The organism is Methylomonas rapida (assembly GCF_024360925.2).
GTDB lineage: Bacteria > Pseudomonadota > Gammaproteobacteria > Methylococcales > Methylomonadaceae > Methylomonas > Methylomonas rapida.
The window spans coordinates 2,901,081-2,927,362 of sequence record NZ_CP113517.1; the positions used below are offsets into that span (position 1 = coordinate 2,901,081).

At 53.0% G+C, this 26,282-nt stretch carries 15 protein-coding genes, 2 tRNA genes and 3 rRNA genes; 8 read left to right on the forward strand and 12 right to left on the reverse strand.

Features of this window, described 5'->3' with window-relative positions; genetic code table 11:
- Window positions 1-32: 32 nt before the first annotated feature.
- The 3 genes from hrpA to NM686_RS13630 form a co-directional block, all read right to left on the reverse strand.
- On the reverse strand, window positions 33-3,923 hold the full coding sequence (hrpA, locus tag NM686_RS13620; protein ID WP_255188387.1) for an ATP-dependent RNA helicase HrpA: 3,891 nt from the start codon (window positions 3,921-3,923) through the stop codon (window positions 33-35).
- A gap of 133 nt (window positions 3,924-4,056) precedes the next feature.
- A complete protein-coding gene (locus NM686_RS13625; RefSeq protein WP_255188388.1) occupies window positions 4,057-6,507 on the reverse strand; it encodes an ATP-binding protein in 2,451 nt (816 codons plus the stop codon).
- Window positions 6,504-8,687 carry a DctP family TRAP transporter solute-binding subunit gene (locus NM686_RS13630; RefSeq protein ID WP_269021804.1) on the reverse strand — a complete coding sequence of 728 codons (2,184 nt, stop codon included), beginning with the start codon at window positions 8,685-8,687 and terminating at the stop codon, window positions 6,504-6,506. Before NM686_RS13630 ends, NM686_RS13625 begins: the two co-directional genes overlap by 4 nt.
- Before the next feature lie 385 nt (window positions 8,688-9,072).
- Here NM686_RS13630 and NM686_RS13635 point away from each other — a divergent pair, with 385 nt between their 5' ends.
- Genes NM686_RS13635 through NM686_RS13655 form a run of 5 tightly spaced genes read left to right on the forward strand, consistent with a single transcriptional unit; the run spans window position 9,073 to window position 13,782 of the window.
- Window positions 9,073-9,930, forward strand: coding sequence for a 5-bromo-4-chloroindolyl phosphate hydrolysis family protein (locus NM686_RS13635; RefSeq protein ID WP_255188390.1), 858 nt, complete (start codon window positions 9,073-9,075; stop codon window positions 9,928-9,930).
- Between the two features lie 32 nt (window positions 9,931-9,962).
- Window positions 9,963-11,117 carry a toxic anion resistance protein gene (locus NM686_RS13640; protein WP_255188391.1) on the forward strand — a complete coding sequence of 385 codons (1,155 nt, stop codon included), beginning with the start codon at window positions 9,963-9,965 and terminating at the stop codon, window positions 11,115-11,117.
- A 58-nt stretch (window positions 11,118-11,175) separates the two neighbouring features.
- Window positions 11,176-12,282 (forward strand): SPFH domain-containing protein, encoded by a 1,107-nt coding sequence (locus tag NM686_RS13645; protein WP_255188392.1) that lies wholly within the window; start codon window positions 11,176-11,178, stop codon window positions 12,280-12,282.
- Entirely contained in the window at window positions 12,283-13,458 is a 1,176-nt protein-coding gene (locus NM686_RS13650) for a hypothetical protein (protein ID WP_255188393.1), read from the forward strand.
- Between the two features lie 3 nt (window positions 13,459-13,461).
- Window positions 13,462-13,782, forward strand: coding sequence for a hypothetical protein (locus NM686_RS13655; protein WP_255188394.1), 321 nt, complete (start codon window positions 13,462-13,464; stop codon window positions 13,780-13,782).
- Window positions 13,783-13,875: 93 nt separating this feature from the next.
- Here NM686_RS13655 and rrf read toward each other — a convergent pair.
- The 8 genes from rrf to orn form a co-directional block, all read right to left on the reverse strand.
- Window positions 13,876-13,991: ribosomal RNA gene (gene rrf, locus NM686_RS13660) — 5S ribosomal RNA — on the reverse strand.
- A 147-nt stretch (window positions 13,992-14,138) separates the two neighbouring features.
- A 23S ribosomal RNA gene (locus tag NM686_RS13665) occupies window positions 14,139-17,029 on the reverse strand.
- A gap of 321 nt (window positions 17,030-17,350) precedes the next feature.
- Window positions 17,351-17,426, reverse strand: a tRNA-Ala gene (locus NM686_RS13670).
- Between the two features lie 33 nt (window positions 17,427-17,459).
- Window positions 17,460-17,536: transfer RNA gene (locus NM686_RS13675), tRNA-Ile, on the reverse strand.
- Between the two features lie 59 nt (window positions 17,537-17,595).
- Window positions 17,596-19,128 (reverse strand): 16S ribosomal RNA (locus tag NM686_RS13680).
- The 16S, 23S and 5S rRNA genes sit together here with 2 tRNA genes alongside, the layout of an rRNA operon.
- A gap of 435 nt (window positions 19,129-19,563) precedes the next feature.
- Window positions 19,564-19,944 carry a group I truncated hemoglobin gene (locus tag NM686_RS13685; RefSeq protein WP_255188395.1) on the reverse strand — a complete coding sequence of 127 codons (381 nt, stop codon included), beginning with the start codon at window positions 19,942-19,944 and terminating at the stop codon, window positions 19,564-19,566.
- Window positions 19,945-20,089: 145 nt separating this feature from the next.
- Window positions 20,090-21,361, reverse strand: coding sequence for a serine--tRNA ligase (gene serS, locus NM686_RS13690; protein ID WP_255188396.1), 1,272 nt, complete (start codon window positions 21,359-21,361; stop codon window positions 20,090-20,092).
- 109 nt (window positions 21,362-21,470) lie between these two features.
- Entirely contained in the window at window positions 21,471-22,016 is a 546-nt protein-coding gene (gene orn, locus NM686_RS13695) for an oligoribonuclease (RefSeq protein WP_255188397.1), read from the reverse strand.
- A gap of 90 nt (window positions 22,017-22,106) precedes the next feature.
- Between orn and NM686_RS13700 the strand changes: the two genes are divergently transcribed.
- Together NM686_RS13700 and rsgA are read left to right on the forward strand one after the other, a co-directional pair.
- Window positions 22,107-23,357: a M48 family metallopeptidase gene (locus tag NM686_RS13700; RefSeq protein WP_255188398.1), complete on the forward strand. Its 1,251-nt coding sequence runs from the start codon at window positions 22,107-22,109 to the stop codon at window positions 23,355-23,357.
- Complete coding sequence (gene rsgA / locus NM686_RS13705) at window positions 23,357-24,280, forward strand: ribosome small subunit-dependent GTPase A (protein ID WP_255188399.1); 924 nt, start codon at window positions 23,357-23,359, stop codon at window positions 24,278-24,280. The genes NM686_RS13700 and rsgA overlap by 1 nt, the downstream gene beginning before the upstream one ends.
- 22 nt (window positions 24,281-24,302) lie before the next feature.
- Here rsgA and NM686_RS13710 read toward each other — a convergent pair whose 3' ends face one another.
- Entirely contained in the window at window positions 24,303-24,641 is a 339-nt protein-coding gene (locus NM686_RS13710; RefSeq protein ID WP_255188400.1) for a histidine triad nucleotide-binding protein, read from the reverse strand.
- A 178-nt stretch (window positions 24,642-24,819) separates the two neighbouring features.
- Between NM686_RS13710 and purD the strand changes: the two genes are divergently transcribed.
- On the forward strand, window positions 24,820-26,103 hold the full coding sequence (gene purD, locus NM686_RS13715) for a phosphoribosylamine--glycine ligase (protein WP_255188401.1): 1,284 nt from the start codon (window positions 24,820-24,822) through the stop codon (window positions 26,101-26,103).
- Window positions 26,104-26,282: the final 179 nt, after the last annotated feature.

The window sequence follows — 26,282 nt, forward strand, 5'->3', positions numbered from 1 at the left end:
CCGATTTGGTTAAATCACAGTTAAGAGTCCTTTCAATTTTTTTCGTTCCAGGCCTTTTCAAGACGCTGCACTGAAACAGGGTACGCCGTCTTGAGTTGTTGAGCAAACAAAGACACTCGCAATTCCTCCAACTGCCAACGAAACAACTCCCTTTCCGGAAGCGGTTGTACGTTTTTCAGCTGTTTTTCGACATGCTGCCAATACCGTTGCCATAAACGCTGCAGGCCTTGCACATCGGGCGAATCGGGCTTTTGTTTGTCCAGCCTGAATTCAATCGCTTTCAAATAACGCGGAATTGCCTGCAACTGCGCCAGCGGGGTCTGCCGGATGAAGCCGCAATAAAGCAATAAGCCTAGCTGATTTCCCACATCCAGCTGGGTAGCCGGTGCAATGCCGGGTTGTTGCAACCGCTGTCTAATCGAATGGTAGTTTGCCATGATTTCGTTGATTTGCTTGCCGGCCTGGTTGCACACCATCATCAATGCCGACTTTTTCTCGGTCAACTGCTGCTCGAAGGCCGCTTGCGTGCGAATCTCGGCGCCTTCGACGAACACGCTGCTGAAAACCAGATGCAACATATCGGCTTTGAAATCGCCGGCGCGCTCAGTCAAAATCGGATGCTTGGGCAACTGGTTGTAGGCCAATTGCAAGGCCGGCGATACGCCGTGATTTTTCAGAATGTACTGAGCCTCTCTTTTACACACCAACTGATACAGCTTGGTCAGACCATCGAAATGCGCCAACTCCGCCTTACGCTGGGTTTCCAGAATCCTGACACCGACCGTCTCGCCCTCGTCGACGATGGCCGGATAGCCGATAAAGCTCTGGCCTTTTTGCATGAATTGCCAAGTTTCGGGCAAATCGTCAAAGGCCCAAGCGATGCAGCCGGTGTAATTCATCTCCTCCTGCGCCAGTTTGTCGAAACTGTCGCCGGCCTTGCTCGCGAATTGGGCCTGCAATTTGGCTAGGTTGCGACCGTAACCCAACGCCTTGCCACTGTCATCCACCACCCGAAAGTTCATTTTCAAATGCTCCGGTAAGGCATCCGGCTGCCATTCGTTCAACGGAATTGCCTCGCCGGTCAGCTTGCGCAGACGGTTAGAAAGCCATTCGTACAGCGAGCCTTTGAAATCCGGCTCGATTTCCAGACAAGCCTTGGCGGTATTCGGCACCGGCACGAAATGCTTGCGTAGATGCTTGGGCAAGGCCTTGATCAGCGCCGTGACTTTTTCTTCCAGCATGCCGGGCACCAGCCAGTCGAACGACATTTGCCGAATTTGATTCAGTTGATGCACCGGAATGATCGCCGTGACCCCGTCCTCGTCGTGGCCGGGTTCGAAGCGGTAATGCAGTTCTATGGTCAAATCGCCGATCTTTTTGCTATCGGGAAAATCCCAGTCGTTGATTTGATTGTCCTCATTACGGGTCAAATCCTCCTTGGTCAAAAACAATATCTTCGGATTGTCGCGCTCGATCTTCTTGCGCCATTGGTCCAATGTGATGCCGTTGACCACTTCGGCCGGCAGTTTCTTGTCGTAAAACTGGTACAACCATTCCTCGTCCTCGACCAGATCGACGCGGCGACCCTTATGCTGGATGTAACCCACCTCCTCCAGCAGTTTTTCGTTGGCCTTGAAAAACGGCGCGTTGGAATGGTAATCCTGATTGACCAGGGCATGACGGATGAACAGCTCGCGCGCCGCCTTGGGCTCGACGCTTTCGTACGGCACCTTGCGCTTGGCCTGCAGGGTCAAGCCGTACAACAGCGTGCGTTCGTAGACGCCGCAGCGGCCGGCGTTTTTCTCCCAATGCGGGTCGTAGTAATTGCGCTTGACCAAGTGCTGCGCGCAAGCCTCTATCCATTCCGGCTCGATCTTGGCGACGGTGCGGGCGTAGACCTTGCTGGTCTCGACTTGCTCGGCGGCCATGATCCATTTAGGCCGGGCCTTGTGCTGGCCGGAGCCTGGAAAAATGAAGAACTTCAGGCCGCGGGCGCCCAGATATTCGTATTGTTCGTGTCTGAAGCCGATGTTGGACAGCAGGCCCGGCAGCAGCGCCATGTGAATCTGCTCGTAATTGGCCGGATTGCCGCTGGTCTTTAGCCCCAAATCGCCGCGCGCCACCTGCATGATCTGAGCATGGATGTCATGCCACTCGCGCATGCGTATGTATGACAGAAAATTGTCCTGGCAATATTTGCGCAGCTTGCTGTTGGTTAAATGTTTTTTCTGCTCCTCGAAGGCATTCCACAGATTCAGCAAGGTCAAGAAGTCCGAATCCTCGGCCTTGAACTGCGCGTGTTTGGCTTCGGCCTGCGGCAATTTGTCGGCCGGTTTGTCGCGAGGGTCCTGGATGCTCAAGGCCGACACAATGATAGACACCTCATGCAAGGAACCCAGTTCGGCTGCGGCTAACAGCATGCGCGCCAGTTTCGGGTCGGTCGGAATCTTGGCCAACTGCTTGCCGGTTTCGGTCAGGTTGCCCTGCTTGTCCAACGCATCGACCTCGAACAAGGCATTCTTGCCATCGCGGACCATTTTCTCTTCCGGCGGTTCGACGAAAGGAAATTCCTCGATGTCGCCCAATTTCAAGGCCGCCATCTGCAAGATCACCGACGACAGATTGGTACGCAAAATCTCCGGATCGGTGAATTCCGGCCGGGCCAGATAATCTTCCTTGGAATACAAACGGATGCAGATACCTTCGGCGACCCGGCCGCAGCGCCCTGCCCGTTGGTTGGCACTGGCTTGCGAGATGCGTTCTATCGGCAGGCGCTGAATCTTGCTGCGTGCGCTATAGCGACTGATACGGGCGTGACCGCTGTCGATCACGCAACGGATACCGGGCACGGTCAAGGACGTTTCGGCGACGTTGGTCGCCAGCACAATGCGCGGCTTGTTACCCGCCGGCTTGAAGACCCGCTCCTGCTCGGCCACGCTGAGTTTGGAATACAGCGGCAATACTTCATAGCGGCTGTTGTGGTGCGACTTGCGCAAGGATTCGGTCGTTTCGCGGATCTCGTGCTCGCCGCTCAGGAAGATCAAGATATCGCCGCGCAAATCCCGATACAGCTCGTCGACCGCATCCAGAATGGCCTGCTGCAAATCGGCCGACGTTTCGTCGTCTTCTTCGATTTGTTCAATGGGCCGGTAGCGAATGTCCACCGGATAGGTACGGCCGGACACATTGACGATCGGCGCGCCGCCGAAATGCTGGGCAAAACGCTCGGGATCAATGGTCGCCGAGGTAATGATGACTTTCAAATCAGGCCGTTTCGGTAACAACCAGCGCAGATAGCCCAGCAAAAAGTCGATGTTCAGGCTGCGCTCGTGAGCCTCGTCTATGATCAGCGTGTCGTATTGATTCAGATAACGGTCGTTCTGGGTCTCGGCCAGCAGGATACCGTCTGTCATCAATTTGACCAGCGAATTCGGCGCGGTCTGGTCGTGAAAGCGCACCTTGTAACCGACCGTGTTGCCAATGGCCTGGCCTAATTCCTCGGCGATGCGATCGGCCACGGTGCGGGCCGCTATTCTTCTGGGCTGGGTGTGTCCTATCATGCCGCTGACGCCGCGGCCGATTTCCAGGCAAATCTTCGGCAACTGCGTGGTCTTGCCGGAGCCGGTCTCGCCGCAGACGATGGTGACTTGGTGGTTCTTGATCAGTTCCGCGATCTCGTCCTTCTTGCCGCTGACCGGCAAATCCGGGTAATTGATCACCGGCACGGACGCCTTGCGCTGGTTACAGCGACTGATGGAGCGCTCGATCTTGTCAGCCAACTGCTGCAATTGCCCGCTTACTTCTTTGCCCTTTCCTGCCTCGCCGCGCAGCCTATCCAGTTGGCGTTTGAAGCCGTGGCGGTCGGCGCTCATGCAATTACCAAGGCTTTTGCCAAGTCGTTTTAGAGTATCGTTGACGGACATAATGACGTTTAGTCGAGAAAAACCCGTCATTATAAAGCTCGACCCGTTGATTTTACATGCCGTTCAACCCATCCTACATCGGGGCCGAACGTTTATCAGGGCTGTCTAATCGTTTTGACTGGTTGTGCCGCATTCATTGAGGCGCATCGTTTTGCAAGACCTGGAAAATCTTGGCGTATTCCAGGTTATCGGCATGCCGGCGCAGTTTTTTGCCGAGATCGGCATTAAACGCGCTGACTTTGGCGATGGCTTCGGCTATCGGCTCTTCGTATAAGGAAATCAGGGCTTCCTTCAGTTCGTCACGTAATGCCGCCGGTAGCCCAGCCAATTCACCCGAAGACAACTCGGCATGAGTTCTTTCATCCTCGCGTTCGGCACCTTGATAAACGAAGCGCACGCCCAGGTGCTTGCTCATGCAGGCGAAAATCTCGTCCGCTCGATAAGGTTTGCGTATCAGATCGTCCATGCCTGCATCCAGCATTTCCTGTTGCTGTTCCTTGAACACCGACGCTGTCAGTGCAACGATCTTGACGGTTTGGCCACCTTCCAGCTCGCGAATGTGCTGAGTAGCCTCCATGCCATCCATGACCGGCATGCGTCTATCCATCCAAATGAAATGCGGCAACCAGCTTTTGAAGACTTCCACGCCTTGTTGACCGTTTTCCGCGGTTTTTACCTGGAAACCGACGTTTTCCAGCAACTTTTTCAGTAACAGCGTATTTTCCAACTGATCTTCGACGATCAAGATTCGATAATCGATTTGACCCGCTTCTATCCCTATGACCATGCCGCGTTGCGGCTCCGGTGCTACCAATTCATGCTCATGGGCCAATTCCACCGGCAATTCAGCCTTGAACAGAGAGCCTTTACCCAGTGTACTGACCAAGGTCAGGCTTCCACCCAATAATTGAATAAATTGACGTGAGATCGCCAGGCCCAAGCCTGTACCTTTGTGGTTGCTGGTTTTACCAGCCTGGATGAAGGCATCGAAAATGCGCGGTTGATCTTCCGGTGCGACGCCAATGCCGGTATCTTCCACTTCGATGGTCAACCATGAAGTTTCATCCCTATTCTTCGCGTTCAAGCGCAAGGTTATGCAACCTCGCTCGGTAAACTTGACGGCATTGCCGATCAAATTGGTGATGATTTGGCGTAATTTCGCCTCGTCGCTCCGGATGAAGCGCGGAAAATGGGACGACTGGTCTATCAACAGCCGTAAGCCTTTTTCCTCGGCACGCTGGTGCATCATATCAGTAATATCGCGCACCAACGCCCCCAAATCAAATGCGGCAATGTCCAGTTCGATCCGGCCGGATTCGATCTTGGCCATATCCAGTACATCGTTGATCAAACGCAACAAATGATCTCCGCTGCGGTTGATGATGTCCAAGCTTTCCCGCTGGCTGTCGGAAATCGTCGGATCGCGCTGCATCAGGCCGGAAAATCCCAGGATGGCATTCATCGGCGTGCGCAGTTCGTGACTCATATTGGCCAAAAACAGGCTTTTGGCACGATTGGCGGCCTCGGCTTTTTCTTTGGCCTCTTCCAGTTCATGGGTTCGCGCCTTGACCTCGTTTTCCAAGCCGGCCTGTACCGATCGCAACGCCTCGGTTCGCTGGTCGAAAATCGCCGCCAGCTCCTCCAGTTCGTCTCCGGTGCCGAGTGGGGCACAACGACGCTCCGGACTGCCATCGGCTAACGCCGCGCGTTGACACAAAATCAGAATCGGCCGGGCCAGACGATAGCCAAACCAGGACGCCAGGCCAATGCCGATTATCGTCAGCAGCAAGCCCAGCATCGCAACATCGCGAATCGCCGTCTTGGCGGGCGCCAACACTTTTTGCCGCGACATCGCAACCTCTACCTCCAGATCCAAGCCGGCCAGATTGGTGGACCCCGGACTATCCGACAGCCTTCCCCGCTTAACCATCGCATCCGCCGCCGGTATATCCCCCAGGATGCATAGCGTCTGATTGCCGCTGAACAGACCAAGACGCGAGTCGGATTCCGCCGGCAACGCACGTCTGGCGATGGCCGGCAGATCGAAAGCGACCAGCAGCGCCGCCTGGGTGGTACCGTAGTACACGACCGGCACGAATACGTGCCAAAGCTTGTGTTCGACATCGATGGCCTGGCCGACCACACCGAAATTCAAGGCCGTGCGTAGTTCCGGCGAGTCTTGATAGGTCGGCAAATCCGGCTGACTCGAATAAATGGGGCGCCCATCAAAATCCAATAAGGCCACGATCTTGACATCGCGCCCCTCCTCAAAATTCGCCACCAATTTGGGTAAATACGTTTTACGCCCTTGGGTATCGCTAATACCGTTAATGACCAAGGGATTCTTCGCCAAGACTTGAACACTTTCCAGCAAGTAATCAAACCGTTGCTCAAGTTGGCCGGCATCAACTTCGAAACGCTTGTCCAGATCGTTTTCCAAGGATTCCGTCAGCAAGCCGATCAAGCGATACCCCACCACTGCCGAGACGCTCAGCATCGCCATCACGACGAAGCTGCCAAACATCCAGATAATCCGTCCGCGCAGACTATGATTCAAAGCGAACAACGACTTTGGCTTCATCATTCGGCCTCGACGACGCGCCCCCATCTATCGTAGCGGGCTAAACGCAGCACCTCCGGTCCCAACGCATCATGGCGATCCGAGGTAAAGGGCGGATGATAATCGCGAACGATGCCGGCATAAGGTTTTTTCAATGTTTCCAGGGCGGCTTGAATTGCGGCATGATCGCCATTACCCGCTTGTCGTACCGCAAGAGCCAGGATTTGAACCAGATCGTAAGCATGCACGGCGCCAATCGGCGCCGGAATGGGGTCGATTTCCGCCAGGCCATAGTGAGCGCGATACTGTTCGGTAAATACAGTCACACGGGTATTTCTTTTGTTATTTTCGATTAGGATGGTCTGAACGAAACGTAAATCGACTTTGTTCAGTGCATTATGGCTTTGCTGCCAAAATTTGCCACCTGTAAATCCCCAGTGGGCATAGATCGGCATGGGCTTTTCCATTTGCGCCATGGCTTCGACCAAGGCTTTGCTTTCCGGCGCCGTTGCCACCAACAACAGGACGTCGACACCACGGCTCTGCAATTCGGCCAGTCGCGCCGAAAAATCGGTTTCCCCCCGATTCAACCATTCCAACTCGATCGTGTCGGGTGGAAATTTGGCGATCACGGGTTTCAGGGCTTCTTCATTGCTGCGCCCCCAGGCTGATTGTTCCAATAGGACGGCAACGTGTCGGCCTCGACGCTGGGCGTGTTCGAGCAAAAACGGAGCGGCCCAACCATCATCGATGGAAACCCGAAACGTATAACTGGGCCGGTAATCATGATGAATAACCCCGCTGCCGGCCGCCCAGGGAATCAACACCGGTATTTGCAGGCGATGAATGGCTTCCAATTCGTCCTGCACAATGCTGGCCTGCATGCCCCCCATGATCGCCAACATACCCGGCATGCCATCGAAAGCCTCCATATTCTGGATGCCGCGCTGTGGATTTTGCCGGTGATCGCGGGCAACTATACGCAGTGGCCGTCCCAGGATACCGCCCTTGGCATTGATGTCAGCGACGGCCATTTCCATGCCGCGCAAGATCGATCCCCCCGCCACCAAACCGGTACCGGACAAATCCGCATCAAGGCCAATCAACCAAGGTAATGAGATAGCGGGCAGATTGTTCTTTTCGGCCTGCGCCAGTAATGCCAAAGTTCGCAATTCGTCGGTCTTGGCCAGCAAATCGTAACCCACGTCAAAACCATAGCGGCGTGCAATCGGTGTTAGCGCCTCGACAAATCGCTGGCGTTCTTCGTCACTCAACTCATGAATTTCGACACCTGCCGCACGTATGGTGTCCAAAAATGCAATTTCTCGCCGGGCGGTTTCTTCGCGTTCCCAGGTTGTCAGTTCGCGGGCCGTATCGATGATCAGATTCCGCAGGTCTTGCGGCAAACTCTCGAGCACCTTGCGGCTGGCTGAAAAAACGTAGCCCAGCCAGGCATGATTACTGAGCGTCAAATGTTTTTGCACCTCATACAGCCGTTTACCGGCGATCGCGACCAGCGGATTTTCTTGCCCATCGACGGCGCCGTCGGCCAAGGCTTGATAAAGCGTGGCAAAATCGATTACGACCGGTTCGGCATGCATGGCGCTAAACTGATCCATCAATAAGCGACTTTTCATCGTGCGAATGCGTAAGCCGGTAAAATCTTCCGGACGCCGTATCGGACGATTGGCGGTGAATTGCTTAAAACCGTTTTCCCAAAAGGCGATACCAACCAAACCGATATCATAAAGTTTGCTCAACAGTAACTTACCCGGCTCGCCATCGAGCATCGTGTACAGTTCGGACCGATCGGCAAAATAGAACGGTAAATCAGCGTATTGCATGGCCGGCACGTCGACACTGAGCTTGGCGGTCGGCGTCAGCAGCAAATCGAGCTTGCCTTCCCTGGCCATCTCAATCATTTGCTCATCGGTACCCAGCAACTGGTCGGGGTACAACGTTACCTCGATCCTACCGCCGCTACGCGCGGAAACCTGCTGTGCAAACCTTTGCGCGGCGGCATGTAACGCACTATCCGCACTGAGATTGAGCCCCAAGCGCAGGTTGTAATGAGGCTCGGGCACCGATGTTTGCGTCTGCTCCTGCGATTTGGACGTATCCGAGTAAAAAAACCGCCAGGCAGCGAATACCATACCCGCCAGGAGCATGATCGCAGCCATGTAAATAAAAACTTTTCCTTTCATCAATTTTCGTCTTTATTATTCGATTCGCCGTTGCGCCTTGCCCGTAATGGAAACACCATTCGCCATGCGCGTTTGCCTAAAAAAGCGCGGACTGCTAAAAGTGGGCTGAGTAATCATTGAGCGCTTTTCAAATCCCACGGAAATAATTAGCTCGTATAAGCTCAAATTAAGCAGATTGTCATGGACTGAACTACATGTTTAGGCTACAAAGCCAGATCTCGTCATCAAAAAAGGTATATAGGATGTCCCGATTCTTTTTAAGGTTGCTGGGTTTTATTTTGTTGCTGTCGACGATGGGTTTGGCAACTTGTCAGTCTCTGGTCAAGGCGGACCCCATGCAGGCTTCATCAAATGCTCTGCAACCAATCCGGCTTGGTATCGCATCATGAACGGATTTGCACCGCTGAAATCAGCCAAACGTTTCACTGGCAACAGTTTAAGCCAATATTCGCCGCGCGGGTTGTTACTTTATTTTCTGCCGCTGGCACTGATTCCCGCAACCGTGATCGGCTTGCTCAAGGGCCATGTCATGACAGTACTGATCAACGCAGGAGCCTTTAGCTTGTATAGCCTGGCGGCGATTTGCTTGCGCAAGGGACTGAAGGCCGAGCGCACCGACTCACGTAGCAAACTGAAAAACCCATCCCGATGGCCATTGAAATTGCTGTCGGCGATTTTGGTGGCATTGACAACGGGTTTGTTGGCAACGCTTGGCGCGGGTCAATCCTGGACCATTGCCTTGCTGTATGCCGGCGGTGCATTTTTGGGTATGTACTTGAGCTATGGCTTCGATAGCCGGCAAATCTCGCCCGTACTGGCCGCGGATGGTTATTCCGCGGACGAAATCCGTAAAACCCTCGCCGACGCCTATGCCATTATCAGCAGCATCGATCAGGCCAATCGAGCCATTCGCCACGACGAACTGAATCAGCGCATAGCCACTATTTGCCAGATCGCGGAGGGCGTGATCGCCGATCTGGAAGCCGACCCGCGCGGGATTCGGCGTGCCCGAAAATTCTTGAATGTGTATCTGGAAAACGTGCAACAAGTCATTCAAGGCTATGCCAAAACCCATCAACAAACCACCTCGCAAGCGCTGGAACAGAATTTTCGCCAGGCTTTGGAGGCGATAGAATCCGCTTTTCTGGAACAGCAACAAAAGCTGCTGGAAGAGGATGTGTTTGATTTAGACGTTAAAATCGAAGTGTTGACCGCGCAGCTCAAACGCGAAGGCATCATGTGACCCCATCATTTGCTTCAAGAGGACAATCCGTTATGAGTGAACAAATACAGCCATTGAACACAGCGATAGCAGCCGATGTCGCGGCGCAAACGACAGGACAGGAAATCGTGCCAGGCATAACAACCGACATCACACCGTTGGCCGAAGCTCCAGCGGAAAAACAACTGAAGATTCGCGAGTTATTGCAGCAAATCGATTTACGGGACAGCCAGTCTATCCTGTTCTTCGGCAGCAAGGCCCAGGAGCAATTGACCACCGTGTCCGACAGAATGCTGGAAGGCGTGAAGAACAAGGAAATAGGACCGGCTGGCGACGATTTGAACGAAATGGTCGCCACGATCCGCGGTTTTGATGTCGATGAGCTCGATCCGAACAAGAAACAAGGCTTTTTCGACAAATTGCTGGGCAAGACCAAGCCGGTGATCAAATTCGTCCAGCAATACGAAGAAGTGCGCAAACAAATCGACGCCATCACCGACAAGCTGGAAAAACACAAGACCAAGCTGCTGACCGATGTCGCTGCGCTGGACCGGCTGTATCAGGCCAACTTGGACTATTTTCACACCCTGGAAGACTACATCGCCGCCGGCGACGAAAAACTGCGCGAATTGGATCAGGTGATCATCCCGCAGCAAGCTGCCACTGCCGAAGCCGGCCAGGATATGCTGGCTGCGCAAAACCTGCGCGATTTGCGTAGCGCCCGCGACGACCTGGAACGGCGCATTCATGACTTGCGCCTGACTCGGCAAGTCGCCATGCAAAGCCTGCCCAGCATCCGTTTGGTGCAAGAAAACGATAAAGGCCTGATCAACAAGATCAATTCGACCATCGTCAACACGATTCCACTGTGGCGACAACAACTCGCTACCGCCGTCACGATTTTCCGGAGTTCCGAAGCTGCGCAAACTGTCAAGGCCGCCACCGATCTGACCAATGAACTATTGGCCGCCAACGCGGAAAACCTCAAACTGGCGAATGCCGAAACCCGCAAGCAATTGGAGCGTGGCGTATTCGACATCGAAGTGGTGAAACAAGCCAATCAGGCCTTGATCGCAACAATAGAAGAAAGCCTGCAAATCGCCGATCAAGGCAAAAAAATGCGCAGCGAAGCGGTATTGCAACTCCAGCAGTGCGAGGATGAGTTGAGAAAGACCTTGATTTCGGCTCAGGCCAAAAAAGAAATGTAGGTACGCACTGCGTAAAAATTAGGTTTTTGCAAACAAAGATGAATTGAGAGTAAACAGCGTGGGCATCCTAGACAAACTATTCGGCGAGTTCATCGATGTGATCGAATGGACCGATGACAGCCAAAACACCATGGTTTACCGTTTCGAGCGCTATGGCAATGAAATCAAATACGGCGCGATGCTGACGGTGCGTGAAGCGCAAACCGCGATACTGGTCAGCGAAGGCCGAATTGCGGACGTTTTCGAGCCCGGCTTGTACCAGCTGGATACCCGCAACATGCCGATTCTGACCACGCTGGAAAGCTGGCCGCATGGTTTTTCCAGTCCGTTCAAGGCGGAAGTGTACTTTTTCAATATGCGCCGTTTCACCGACTTGAAATGGGGCACCAAGAATCCCGTCATGCTGCGCGACAAGGAATTCGGTCCTGTGCGTCTGCGAGCCTTCGGCACTTATACGATACGCATCGCCGACCCCAAGGTCTTTATCAAGGAAATCGTCGGCACCGGCGGCCATTTCCAGACCGGGGATATCGCCGACCAATTGCGTAATTTGATCGTGTCGCGCTTCGCCGACATTCTGGGTGAATCCGGCATACCGATACTGGATTTATCCGGCAATTACAACGAACTTGGCGCTTTCGTCACCGAAAAAATCCGGCCCGAGTTTGTTAGTTATGGCCTGGATGTGATGCAAATGCTGGTGGAAAACATTTCGCTACCGCCGGAAGTCGAGGCCGCATTGGACAAAAGGACCAGCATGGGTATCATCGGCGACTTGGGCCGTTACACCCAATTCCAGACCGCGGAAGCCCTGGCCGCGGCTGCGCAAAATCCTTCCGGTGCAGCCGGCGAAGGCATTGGCTTGGGAATGGGATTTGCGATGGCAAAAAATCTCGGCCAAAGTATGAGTCATGACGCCACGCAAACGACCACCCCGCCGCCGCTACCCAGCGCTCTAGTATATTTCGCGGCCATCAACGGCCAGCAACAGGGCCCTTTCGATCTGCTTACCCTGACGCAGAAGATCAAAACCGGCGAAGTCACGCGGCAAACCCTGATCTGGAGCCAGGAATTGATAGAGTGGACACCGGCCGACAAAGTGGCGGCCTTGGCTTCGGCTTTTGCGCAAACTCCACCACCCATTCCACCAACCCCAAACCAATAAATGCCCACTCTCGCCAAAGCACTCGTCCGCAGAGTGGCCGGCACATTACAATTTCCCTGCCGGCAATGTGGTTCGGTATTGAAATACGCGCCAGGCACCGAGCTTTTGGTCTGCGAACATTGCGGGACCGAAAACCGCATCGAACTGCGCTCCGGCCTCATTGAAGAATACGACCTGAAACAAGCCCTCAGTCAGGTGGTGGAAAGACGCACCAAAGCCAGCACGCCAAGCATTCATTGCAACGGCTGCGGAGCCGGTTTTCAGTTCGAAGCCAAAAACCACGCCGGCGAATGCCCATTCTGCGGTACGCCCATTGTCACCGGCACGGACGACATCAAACCGATACAACCCAAATCGCTGTTGCCTTTCCAGATTGACGAAGCCACCGCACGCCAACGCTTTCAGCGATGGATTAACGGCCTGTGGTTTGCGCCGAATGCGATCAAGAAATATGCGCGTAGCGACAGTAAATTGACCGGCGTGTATCTGCCCTTCTGGACCTTCGACAGCCAAACATTGAGCCGTTACAGTGGCGAACGTGGCGATGTCTATTATGTACAACAAGAAGTACAGGTCATGCGCAATAACCGGTTAGTCACTGAAACACGGCAAGTGCCCAAGATACGCTGGACGCCGGTCAACGGCCAGGTCAGCCGCTTTTTTGACGATGTGTTGGTGGGAGCCAGCCGCTCGTTACCACGCACGATTCTGGATGCCCTGCAACCGTGGGACTTGGAGGCGTTGCTTCCATATGATGAAAATTATTTGAGCGGCTTTCGTAGCGAGTATTATCAGGTGGAGCTAGCGGAAGGCTTCGATTTGGCGAGACAAATCATGGACAACCAGATTTACCGAGACATTTGCAACGACATCGGCGGCGATCATCAGCGCATACATCAGGTCAACACACACCACAGTGGCTCGACTTTCAAGCATTGCCTGTTACCGGTATGGTCCGCGGGCTTTCGTTACCGGGACAAATCCTACCGCTTCGTCATCAACGGCAGGACCGGCAAAGTGCAGGGTGAGCGCCCCTACAGCTTCTGGAAAATAAGCTTCGCGGTTCTGGCAACGTTGCTAATGATAGCCGCCGCCTATGTTTATCTGGATAAATCCGGCGCACTAAGAAACATTCAAGTACAAAACTTCGATATACAACCCTATCATCACCAATAGTCTATGTATCAACTCTGTTTTTATGTTCCCGCCAGCCATCTGGAAACAGTCAAAAATGCATTATTCGCCGCTGGCGCCGGGGAATATGCAGGTTACGATTGCTGTGCATGGCAGACATTAGGACAAGGACAGTTCAGGCCTCTTGAAAAGAGCCGACCACATGTCGGCGAGATAGATAAATTGGAAAGGACCTTTGAATATAAAGTCGAGATGGTCTGCGTTGAAAACCGGGTTAAACAAGCAGTTGCCGCCTTGCTGGAAGCACACCCTTATGAGCAGCCTGCATATTCGGTTTACAGAATTATGACTTACGATGACTTGTAACATGTAAAGCGAACAAGGCTCCATCTGGAGATTTACCAAAGCACTGGCCAAAAAAAAAGCCCATTCAAAGCTGAATGGGCTTTTGGTTTTGGAGCTTGGCGATGACCTACTTTCACATGGCAAACTGCCACACTATCATCGGCGCAAAGCGGTTTCACTTCCGAGTTCGGGATGGGATCGGGTGGTTCACGCTCGCTATGGTCACCAAGCAAAGGGTGTTGGTTGACGTCCTTTGGACTCAACCGTCATGCACAGGGTGGGACTTTGGCCTTAACCTGTCTTCATGGAAATCTGTATGCGATGGTTCTCTTAGCCTTCAGCTTTTTGTCAACTGACCCAAACGCATTGGGTGTTATATGGTCAAGCCTCACGGGCAATTAGTACACGTTAGCTACGCCCATTACTGGACTTCCACACCGTGCCTATCAACGTCGTCGTCTCCAACGGCCCTTCAGGGGACTTATAGTCCCAGTGAGATCTCATCTTGGGAGGGGCTTCCCGCTTAGATGCTTTCAGCGGTTATCCTGTCCGAACGTGGCTACCCAGCAATGCCCTTGGCAGGACAACTGGAACACCAGAGGTTCGTCCACTTCGGTCCTCTCGTACTAGAAGCAGCTTCCCTCAAATCTCAAACGCCCACGGCAGATAGGGACCGAACTGTCTCACGACGTTCTGAACCCAGCTCGCGTACCACTTTAAATGGCGAACAGCCATACCCTTGGGACCTGCTTCAGCCCCAGGATGTGATGAGCCGACATCGAGGTGCCAAACACCGCCGTCGATATGAACTCTTGGGCGGTATCAGCCTGTTATCCCCGGCGTACCTTTTATCCGTTGAGCGATGGCCCTTCCATACAGAACCACCGGATCACTAAGACCTACTTTCGTACCTGCTCGACTTGTCCGTCTCGCAGTCAAGCACCCTTATGCCTTTGCACTCATTGCCTGATTTCCGACCAGGCTGAGGGTACCTTCGTGCTCCTCCGTTACTCTTTGGGAGGAGACCGCCCCAGTCAAACTACCCACCAGACACTGTCCCTAACCCGGATCACGGGTCGAGGTTAGAACTCCAAACATACCAGGGTGGTATTTCAAGGTTGGCTCCACCCCGGCTGGCGCCGGGGCTTCACAGCCTCCCACCTATCCTACACAAGTAGGTTCAAAGTCCAGTGTCAAGCTATAGTAAAGGTGCACGGGGTCTTTCCGTCTAGCCGCGGGTACACTGCATCTTCACAGCGATTTCAATTTCACTGAGTCCCAGGTGGAGACAGTGTGGCCATCGTTACGCCATTCGTGCAGGTCGGAACTTACCCGACAAGGAATTTCGCTACCTTAGGACCGTTATAGTTACGGCCGCCGTTTACTGGGGCTTCGATCAAGAGCTTCTCCGAAGATAACCCCATCAATTAACCTTCCAGCACCGGGCAGGCGTCACACCCTATACGTCCACTTTCGTGTTTGCAGAGTGCTATGTTTTTGCTAAACAGTCGCAGCCACCGATTTTTTGCAACCGCCTTACGCTCCATCCGCGAGGGACTTCACTTATCAACGGCATACCTTCTCCCGAAGTTACGGTATCATTTTGCCTAGTTCCTTCACCTGGGTTCTCTCAAGCGCCTTAGAATTTTCATCCCACCCACCTGTGTCGGTTTAGGGTACGGCCGCATGTAACCTGAAGCTTAGAGGTTTTTCTTGGAAGCTGGGCATCTATCACTTCCTCTGCAAGCAGAGTCGTCATCACTTCTCAGCATATAGACTCCCGGATTTGCCTAAGAGTCCTGCCTACCTGCTTAAACTGACACTTCCAACCGTCAGCTGATATAGCCTTCTCCGTCACCCCATCGCAGTTACATCCGGTACAGGAATATTAACCTGTTTTCCATCGACTACGCCTTTCGGCCTCGCCTTAGGTGCCGACTAACCCTGCGTCGATTAACGTTGCGCAGGAAACCTTGGGTTTTCGGCGAGGGAGTTTTTCACTCCCTTTATCGTTACTTATGTCAGCATTCGCACTTCTGATACCTCCAGCCGACTTCTCAATCGACCTTCGCAGGCGTACAGAACGCTCCTCTACCACTCACGCTTACGCGTAAATCCGTAGCTTCGGTACTATGCTTAGCCCCGGTAAATCTTCCGCGCAGACCGACTCGACCAGTGAGCTATTACGCTTTCTTTAAAGGGTGGCTGCTTCTAAGCCAACCTCCTGGCTGTCTGGGCCTTTCCACATCGTTTCCCACTGAGCATAGATTTGGGGACCTTAGCTGACGGTCTGGGCTGTTTCCCTTTTCACGACGGACCTTATCACCCGCCGTGTGTCTCCCGTGCTTGCACTTTCTGGTATTCGGAGTTTGCATCGGGTTGGTAAGTCGGGATGACCCCCTAGCCGAAACAGTGCTCTACCCCCAGAAGCGATACACGAGGCGCTACCTAAATAGCTTTCGAGGAGAACCAGCTATCTCCGAGCTTGATTAGCCTTTCACTCCGATCCACAACTCATCCCCTACCTTTTCAACGGGAGTGGGTTCGGTCCTCCAGTGTGTGTTACCACACCTTCAACCTGGTCATGGATAGATCGCCCGGTTTCGGGTCTACACCTTGCGACTAAACGCCCTATTAAGACTCGGTTTCCCTACGCCTCCCCTATTCGGTTAAGCTTGCCACAAAATGTAAGTCGCTGACCCATTATACAAAAGGTACGCAGTCACCCCACGAAGGGGCTCCCACTGCTTGTACGCATACGGTTTCAGGTTCTATTTCACTCCGCTCTCCGCGGTTCTTTTCGCCTTTCCCTCACGGTACTGGTTCACTATCGGTCAGTAAGGAGTATTTAGCCTTGGAGGATGGTCCCCCCATATTCAGTCAACGTTTCACGTGCGCCGACCTACTCGATTTCACTAAAAACAGGTTTTCGTGTACGGGGCTATCACCCTGTATCGCCGGACTTTCCAGACCGTTCCACTAACCTAAATCTAGCTTAAGGGCTAGTCCCCGTTCGCTCGCCACTACTTAGGGAATCTCGGTTGATTTCTTTTCCTCCGGGTACTTAGATGTTTCAGTTCTCCGGGTTCGCTTCAGTGAGCTATGTATTCACTCAAAGATGACCAGCTTATGCTGGCCGGGTTGCCCCATTCAGAGATCGCCGGATCAAAGGTTGTTTGCCACCTCCCCGACGCTTTTCGCAGGCTACCACGTCTTTCATCGCCTCTTACTGCCTAGGCATCCACCGTATGCGCTTATTCACTTGACCATATAACCCGAATACGTCTGTATTTTGGTTATCAGTCGCTGACATGTTCGCTGATGTATTGCTTGAGAACGCTTTGCGTTTTTGACGTTCGTCTTGGCCTTGCGGCTGACGCGCGTTTCAATTCGCATTACGCTTCAGTTTTGATCGTTTCCGATCAAGACTTTACAGATTTCCATATTGTTAAAGAGCTATTGATACGAATATCAATGCTATAAACCCTGAGTTTCGATCACGGCCTTCCGGCATTGATCATCAAGTCTTATAGCGTTGCTATCGGTATCTTGGCAGGTTCGACGCGACGTTTATCCACTCATGTGGCTATGGTGGAGCCAGGGAGGATCGAACTCCCGACCTCCTGCGTGCAAGGCAGGCGCTCTCCCAGCTGAGCTATGGCCCCGATGTGATTAAGACTTTCGCCTTTTTCGTTAGTTGGTGGGTCTGGGAGGATTTGAACCTCCGACCTCACCCTTATCAGGGGTGCGCTCTAACCAACTGAGCTACAGACCCAGGTGCGTCTTTCAATCGAAATAATTTGTTGTGAGCACGTATCAGGTGTTCTGTCTTTGTAAGGAGGTGATCCAGCCCCAGGTTCCCCTAGGGCTACCTTGTTACGACTTCACCCCAGTCATGAATCACAAAGTGGTAAGCGCCCTCCCGAAGGTTAAACTACCTACTTCTTTTGCAACCCACTCCCATGGTGTGACGGGCGGTGTGTACAAGGCCCGGGAACGTATTCACCGCGGCATTCTGATCCGCGATTACTAGCGATTCCGACTTCATGCAGTCGAGTTGCAGACTGCAATCCGGACTAGGATCGGCTTTTTGGGATTGGCTGGCTCTCGCGAGTTCGCAACCCTCTGTACCGACCATTGTAGCACGTGTGTAGCCCTACCCATAAGGGCCATGATGACTTGACGTCGTCCCCACCTTCCTCCGGTTTATCACCGGCAGTCTCCCTAGAGTTCCCGGCCGAACCGCTGGCAACTAAGGATAAGGGTTGCGCTCGTTACGGGACTTAACCCAACATCTCACGACACGAGCTGACGACAGCCATGCAGCACCTGTCTCTCGGTTCCCGAAGGCACCAAGTCATCTCTGACAAGTTCCGAGGATGTCAAGGGTAGGTAAGGTTCTTCGCGTTGCATCGAATTAAACCACATGCTCCACCGCTTGTGCGGGCCCCCGTCAATTCATTTGAGTTTTAGCCTTGCGGCCGTACTCCCCAGGCGGTCAACTTAATACGTTAGCTCCACCACTAAGTTCTTTAAGAACCCAACGGTTAGTTGACATCGTTTACGGCGTGGACTACCAGGGTATCTAATCCTGTTTGCTACCCACGCTTTCGTACCTCAGCGTCAGTTTGAGTCCAGAGAGCCGCCTTCGCCACTGGTGTTCCTTCAGATCTCTACGCATTTCACCGCTACACCTGAAATTCCACTCTCCTCTACTCAACTCTAGTTCCCCAGTATCAAATGCAGTTCCCAGGTTAAGCCCAGGGCTTTCACATCTGACTTAAAAAACCGCCTACGCACGCTTTACGCCCAGTAATTCCGATTAACGCTTGCACCCTCCGTATTACCGCGGCTGCTGGCACGGAGTTAGCCGGTGCTTCTTGTATGGGTAATGTCAGTCTACCGGGTATTAACCGATAGGTGTTCCTTCCCATTGAAAGTGCTTTACAACCCTCAGGCCTTCTTCACACACGCGGTATTGCTGGATCAGGCTTGCGCCCATTGTCCAATATTCCCCACTGCTGCCTCCCGTAGGAGTCTGGGCCGTGTCTCAGTCCCAGTGTGGCTGATCATCCTCTCAGACCAGCTACGGATCGTCGCCTTGGTAGGCCTTTACCCCACCAACTAGCTAATCCGACATAGGCTCATCTATTAGCGCCAGGCCCGAAGGTCCCCGGCTTTCCTCCGTAGAGCGTATGCGGTATTAGCGTGAGTTTCCCCACGTTATCCCCCACTAATAGGCAGATTCCTATGCATTACTCACCCGTCCGCCACTCATCCAGGTGCAAGCACCCTTCAGCGTTCGACTTGCATGTGTTAAGCATACCGCCAGCGTTCAATCTGAGCCATGATCAAACTCTTCAGTTTAATTTTGCTTTGTGACTATATGATTAGCCACCAATCTTGACTCGATTACAGAACGTCATTTAAGCTTTAAATTGACGTGGTCTGTACCGATAATTTCCAACAGAAACTTCTCCGATACATGCCCACACAAATTATTTCGATTCTTCTTGTTAAAGAGCTAAGGGCATTCATTCCGCCCTGTTGAGCCGATGCATTCTACAGCATCTCAACTCATTGTCAAATTTATTTTTTCGAGGCCTTCAAAAAACAACACCTCAAAACCATAAACCAGGGCAACCAAAACCTTGCCCTCTCGAAGCATTTGCTTTCAAACAACCCCGAAGAGCAGACGATTCTACAGCCCTCAGCATGAATGTCAAGAAATTATTTCAATCGCGCTACATCTTAACGATTTACTAGCGTTGTAGCGCGATTGAAAAGCGCAACGCCAAGGAGCTACTTTCCTAAGACCTCGCCGCGCACCGACTCCACAATCGCCGCCGCTTCGGCAATCAATTCCGCAGGTACATTCAATTCCTGCATCGTCGCTCCCAAATGACCCATAACCGCATCAAAGTGAGAGTCGTTCAACCCCATCTTGACCAAGCGCGCATGACCATCCCGTAACGAACGCCCAGTGTAATTATTGGGCCCGCCAAACGCGACGGTCATGAATGTTTTCAAGTGTTCGAGCTGCTTCTCCATATCGGTCTTATCGAAGAAACGATTGATCCGAAAGTCATTGAGTACTTTGTCGTAAAAAAGATCGACCGCCGCATTGACGGCTGCTTCACCGCCGATTCGCTCATACAGAGAGACTTTTTGTTCTTCGCTCATAGCATCCTCATAGTTTTAGTTGTTAATTGACTGCAAACAGACACTGGAAATAATACAACCTCCAATCCCTATGCAATCAACCAAGGATGATACCGCAAATGGTTTCGGATCAAAACAACAAGCTTGAATACGCAGGATTCATTGTTTAGCCGATGACTTCCATCCCTCCCATGTATTTGCGCAAGGCTTCCGGTACGGTAATTGAACCATCTGCATTTTGGTAATTTTCCAGGATCGCAATCAACGTTCTGCCGGCGGCCAAACCAGAACCATTCAAGGTATGCACCAACTCGGGCTTGCCTGTCTCGGGATTACGCCAGCGCGCCTGCAGACGCCGCGCCTGAAAATCCTTGAAATTACTGCAAGACGAAATTTCTCGATATTTCTGCTGTCCCGGCAACCAGACTTCCAAATCATAGGTTTTGGCTGACGAGAAGCCGGTATCGCCTGCACACAATAGGACTTTCCGATAAGGCAGTTTCAGGATTTTGAGAATATTTTCGGCATGCGCGGTCAGTTCCTCATGCGCCTGCGCCGATTGCTCGGGCGGCACTATTTGCACCAGTTCGACCTTTTCAAATTGGTGTTGTCGGATCATGCCACGCACATCACTACCGTAAGCACCGGCCTCACTGCGAAAACACGGCGAATGGCAGACGTATTTCAGTGGCATGTGTTTGGCATCGACAATCACATCCCGGACGATGTTGGTGACCGGTACTTCCGCGGTCGGAATCAAATAAAAGGTTGGCTCGTTTTTGACCGTGAACAAATCCGCTTCAAATTTCGGCAATTGTCCTGTGCCCCGCAAACTGTCAGCGTTGGCCATGAACGGCACATAGGTTTCCTGATAACCGTGTTCGTTGATATGCGTATCCAGCATCAATTGAATGATGGCGCGTTGCAAGGTAGCCAACTTGCCCGCCAAAACCACGAAACGGGCGCTAGCGATTTTCGCGCCCAGCTCGAAATTCATGCCCAATGGCTCGCCCAGATCCACATGATCCTTAGGCGTAAAGTCAAATTGCGGCGGCTCGCCCCAGCGACTGATTTCGACGTTATCGGCATCACTTTTACCCTCTGGCACCGACTCATCCAGAATATTGGGTACGCCTTCCATGATCGCATTCAGCTGTGCCTGCACCTCGTCCAACTCGGTTTCCGCCGCCTTCAATTGATCGCCCAAGTTCTGCACTTGATCCAATAAGGGCTGAATATCCTCGCCTTTGGCTTTGGCCTGACCAATCGCCTTGGAACGCGTATTGCGTTCATTCTGCAAATCCTGCGTTTTTACTTGAATATCCTTGCGACGGGCTTCCAACGCCGAATAGGTGTCGACGTCGAAGTCAAAACCACGTCTTTTGAGTTGTTGTTGAACCTGTTCCAGTTCGCTTCTGAATAAACGAGGGTCTAACATGTGAATCTGTTACCTGAATGTAATAAATAATGGATCGAATAGAATTTGCGTCGCCAAAGACAAGCAGTCAGCCAAAGCTTTTTTGACTAAACGCAACGCCGAAATCGTTTTAAAATTTGAAAAAATGCTCGCGGTAATATTTCAACTCGCCAATGGACTCGAGAATATCATCCAGCGCCTTATGTGATGCCTGCTTGGTAAAACCGTCCTTGATTTGCGGCGCCCAGCGGCCCGCCAGTTCCTTGACTGTCGACACGTCCAAATTACGATAATGGAAAAAAGCTTCCAGCTTGGGCATGTAGCGATATAGAAAGCGCCTATCCTGACAAATACTGTTACCGCACATCGGTGACGATCTCACAGGCGCCCACTGACTCAAAAATGCCAGCGTTTGCTCTTCAGCGTCGGCGTCGGTGATGGTCGATGCCTTGACTCGCTGAATCAAGCCGGATGCGCCATGATGCTGCCGGTTCCAGTCATCCATAGCCGCCAACATCGCATCGGATTGCTTTATCGCCAAAACTGGCCCTTCGGCCAATAGGTTGAGATTCTTATCAGTGACTACCGTGGCGATTTCGATAATCAAATCGCGATCAGGATCAAGACCCGTCATTTCCAGATCGATCCAAATCAGATTGTCAGCATCCTGAGCCATTATGGATTCCATGATGATTAATGTTGCGGCAAATTGTAGCATTAGCTACTCTGTACCGCTAATCGATAACCCGTCCACCTTCCTGGAACAATGAACACCTTTACAGTCCTTTTTTTATTCGCCTTAATCCTTTCCTACGGCATCCAATTTTGGTTATCCGCCAGACAAAAATCCTATGTCGCGGCGCATCGCGATCAAGTCCCACAGGCTTTCAGGGATAGAGTGCCCCTCGCCGCGCACCAAAAAGCCGCCGATTACACGATAGAAAAAAGCAAACTCGGCGACATCGACAGTGGTTTCGGCATGCTGTTTTTATTGCTGATCACCTTGGGAGGCGGCATTAGTTTGGTATTTGAGTTCTGGACGACGTTTGATCTATCGCCACTGATGGCCGACCTTTTTTCGGTGGCTAGCGTGTTTCTGTTGATGACGTTGATCGAAATTCCGTTCAGCCTGTATCAAACCTTTGTCATCGAGGATAAATACGGCTTCAACAAGAACACCCTGCCCCAATTCGCCAAGGATCAATTGCTATCCGTGGCACTGACGCTGGGGATAGGCATGCCAATTTTGGCCTTGATCTTGTGGGTCATGGATAGCATCGGCAGCCTGTGGTGGCTATATGCCTGGGCCATCATCATGAGCTTTTCGTTGTTGATGAGCTGGCTGTTCCCTACCTTGATTGCACCACTGTTCAACAAATTCACGCCGATGGAAGAAGGCAGCCTGAAAAACCGTATCCAAAAATTGTTGGAACGCTGCGGTTTCAACAGTCAAGGCATTTTCATCATGGACGGCTCCCGTCGTTCCGGCCATGGCAACGCTTATTTCACGGGCCTTGGCAACAACAAACGCATCGTATTTTTCGACACGCTGGTCAATTCGCTGGATGAAGAAGAGTTGGAGGCGGTATTGGCGCATGAGCTGGGGCATTTCAAATGCAAACATGTCATCAAAATGCTGGCGGCCTCGTCCGTGATGACTTTAATCAGTTTCGCGATCTTGGGCTGGCTGATCACACAAGACTGGTTTTTCGACGGCCTGGGCGTCAGCACGCATTCCAATGCGGCAGCCTTGCTGCTGTTCATGCTGGTTTCACCGGTGTTCACCACCTTCCTGCATCCGGTTAGCGCATATTTTCAGCGTAAATTCGAATTCGAAGCCGACGAGTTCGCCACCCGCCATGCCCAAGGCAGCAAAATGATCAGCGGTTTGGTCAAGCTGTACGAAGAAAACGCCAGCACCTTGACGCCGGACCCCTTGTATTCGGCATTTCATTACAGCCATCCGCCCGCAGCGATTCGCATCGCCCATATCGAAGAAAAAATGCAGTCCGCGTGATGTCGGCGCTGATAGAAGGCCTGGTCGTCGCCCATCTTGGCAAAGGCATTGCCGTCGAGGTGGGTGAAAACCTAGACACGGAAGCAAAGGCAACGCCTGGCAGCATCATCCTGTGTCAAACCTTGCGCAAACTGGATACCGTGGTGGTGGGTGACAGGGTTTTGATTTCGTTGTCTTCGCCGGAACAAGGTCGCATCGAACAATTATTACCCCGCCGCTCGGTTTTGCAGCGCCCCAGCCGCGGCGAACAGATTCGTCCGGTTGCGGCGAACATCGATACCATTTTCGTGGTATTCGCCGCCGAACCGGAATGCGATTTTTTGCTACTCGATCAATATCTGGCAATTTGTGAAAACTGCAATATCGATGCTGCACTGGTATTCAACAAAATCGACCTGCCTCACGCCGAATCGGTTGAACGGGAACTACAAAATTATCTGGCCTTGGGCTATAGCCTGCATCGGGTCAGCGCCAATCTAGGCATAGGCATGCCAGAGCTGCAGAACGTGTTATCCACGCAAACCAGCCTGTTTGCCGGCCAATCCGGCGTCGGCAAATCCTCGTTGACCAATGCCCTGCTGCCGGACAAAACCCTCAAAATCAACAGCGTGTCCGAAACCACCCGCCATGGCCGCCATACCACGACCGCGGCCACGCTGTATCACTTACCCGGCGGCGGCGATTTGATCGACAGTCCCGGCGTGGCGATTTTTGGCCTGGCCGGTCTATCAGAGGCTCAACTGGCTTGGGGTTATCGCGAATTTCATCCCTACATCGGCCAATGCCGCTTCAACGATTGCCGGCATGTCAACGACAAGGATTGCGCGGTGCGCGAGGCCGCTGAAAACGGCGCCATCCCTATCAGCCGTTATCGGCGCTTCTTGAAACTCCGAGAAAAAATGCCGCTCGCCAATCGCGCTTAAACCAGTTGGGTAGACAGGCAGCTCAACCCGGCGGCCAATGCATGCGCCGACCGCCCAGCACATGCAAATGCAAATGATGCACGGTCTGCCCGCCGTCGGCGTTGCAATTGAACAAACTGCGATAACCGCTCTCGGCATAGCCTTGTTGCTCGGCGATTTTGGCCGCCGTTTGCAAGATATGGCCGCCTAGCGCCGCATCATCGAGATCGTTCAAATTGGTGACATGCCGTTTTGGAATCACCAAAACATGCATGGGCGCTTGCGGGTGCAAATCCCTAAACGCCAACACCTTATCATCTTCAAAAACCACATCCGGCTTGATTTCACCGCTTACCATCTTACAAAACAGACAATCTGTCATTGCCGCTCCTTGTCTTTAAGTTGATCGGAAAGTTCAAAAAAGGATGGCGGATACCGACACCACCTTCCAGGTCACACGCTATCACGAGCCCCGCACAAAATCCAACCCCGGCCGGCAAATGCCGGTAAAATTTGCCCGATATTTCAGTCCAATCATCAACCCAAGGTTAAGTCCCATCATGAGAATTATGATCGTCGGCAGCGGTGGCCGTGAGCACGCCCTGGCCTGGAAAGCCAAACAATCTCCAAAAGTCAGCCAAGTATTCGTCGCACCCGGCAATGCCGGCACCTCCCTGGAACCCGGCATCGAAAACGTCGCGATTCAAGTGGACGACATCGCCGGCTTGCTGAGTTTCGCCGAAGCCCGCGACATCGCGCTGACCATCGTCGGCCCGGAAGTGCCACTGGTCAAGGGCATCATAGATGCGTTCAGCGCCGCCGGCCGCGCCTGCTTCGGCCCGACCGCGCAAGCCGCGCAACTGGAAGGCTCCAAATCGTTTTGCAAGGACTTTCTGGCCCGCCATGACATTCCTACCGCCGAATACCAAGTATTCACCGAAATCGAACCCGCCGTCGCCTACATCGAGCGCATGGGCGCGCCCATCGTGGTCAAGGCCGACGGCCTGGCCGCCGGCAAGGGGGTGATCGTCGCGCAAACCGAACAGGAAGCCATAGATGCCGTCAACGACATGCTGGCCGGCAACAGTTTCGGCGAAGCCGGTAACCGCGTCGTGATAGAAGAATTCCTGGTGGGCGAAGAAGCCAGTTTCATCGTCATCGCCGACGGCGAGCACGCGCTACCGATGGCCACCTCGCAGGACCACAAAGCCCGCGACAACGGCGACCGGGGCCCCAACACCGGCGGCATGGGCGCTTACTCGCCAGCCCCCGTCGTCACGGCGGAAATTCATCAACGCGTGATGGACGAGATCATCTACCCGACCCTGCGCGGCATGAAGGCAGATGGCATGCCCTATACCGGCTTTTTGTATGCTGGCCTGATGATAGACAAACGCGGCAACGCCAAAGTCCTGGAATACAACTGCCGCTTCGGTGACCCGGAAACCCAACCGATCATGATGCGCTTGCAAAGCGACCTGGTGGCGTTATGCCAGGCGGCATTGAATCAGTCCCTGGACAAAATTGAAACCGAGTGGGACCCGCGTGCGGCGCTGGGCGTGGTATTGGCGGCGGGCGGCTATCCCGACGACTACGCCAAAGGCCAGGTCATCAGCGGCTTGCCAACGGAGAGTGTGGAAGATCGCAAGGTGTTTCACGCCGGCACCCAACGCCAAGACGGCGATATCGTCACCGCGGGTGGCCGCGTGTTGTGTGCTTGCGCGCTCGGCGACAGTATCGCCGAAGCACAGAGCAAAGCTTATGAACTTTGCAAGCAAATCGGTTGGCAAGATATGTACTATCGCACTGACATCGGCTTTAAAGCTATCAAGCCGGTTGATTAGCGATACCTACAGCGTTCCGGCAGAGCTTTGCCGGAACGCTGCTCAGGGCAATCGGGCCATGTTCGTATTCGCACCACCAAGGGTTACCTGCAAATGAATTCGCCCCCACACTGGTTTGTCTCCCGTAAAACCCTGTTACCCCCCAATTAGCCTGGAGACCATGGCTCGATTATCTTGAT

Coding starts and splice junctions, on each gene's coding strand:
- NM686_RS13685 (WP_255188395.1), bottom strand. CDS start 19,944: ATGAGCGAAGAACAAAAAGTCTCTCTGTATGAGCGAATCGGCGGTGAA.
- NM686_RS13700 (WP_255188398.1), top strand. CDS start 22,107: ATGAACACCTTTACAGTCCTTTTTTTATTCGCCTTAATCCTTTCCTAC.
- NM686_RS13625 (WP_255188388.1), bottom strand. CDS start 6,507: ATGATGAAGCCAAAGTCGTTGTTCGCTTTGAATCATAGTCTGCGCGGA.
- NM686_RS13710 (WP_255188400.1), bottom strand. CDS start 24,641: ATGACAGATTGTCTGTTTTGTAAGATGGTAAGCGGTGAAATCAAGCCG.
- hrpA (WP_255188387.1), bottom strand. CDS start 3,923: ATGTCCGTCAACGATACTCTAAAACGACTTGGCAAAAGCCTTGGTAAT.
- NM686_RS13630 (WP_269021804.1), bottom strand. CDS start 8,687: ATGAAAGGAAAAGTTTTTATTTACATGGCTGCGATCATGCTCCTGGCG.
- rsgA (WP_255188399.1), top strand. CDS start 23,357: ATGTCGGCGCTGATAGAAGGCCTGGTCGTCGCCCATCTTGGCAAAGGC.
- orn (WP_255188397.1), bottom strand. CDS start 22,016: ATGGCTCAGGATGCTGACAATCTGATTTGGATCGATCTGGAAATGACG.
- purD (WP_255188401.1), top strand. CDS start 24,820: ATGAGAATTATGATCGTCGGCAGCGGTGGCCGTGAGCACGCCCTGGCC.
- NM686_RS13655 (WP_255188394.1), top strand. CDS start 13,462: ATGTATCAACTCTGTTTTTATGTTCCCGCCAGCCATCTGGAAACAGTC.
- NM686_RS13650 (WP_255188393.1), top strand. CDS start 12,283: ATGCCCACTCTCGCCAAAGCACTCGTCCGCAGAGTGGCCGGCACATTA.
- NM686_RS13635 (WP_255188390.1), top strand. CDS start 9,073: ATGAACGGATTTGCACCGCTGAAATCAGCCAAACGTTTCACTGGCAAC.
- NM686_RS13640 (WP_255188391.1), top strand. CDS start 9,963: ATGAGTGAACAAATACAGCCATTGAACACAGCGATAGCAGCCGATGTC.
- serS (WP_255188396.1), bottom strand. CDS start 21,361: ATGTTAGACCCTCGTTTATTCAGAAGCGAACTGGAACAGGTTCAACAA.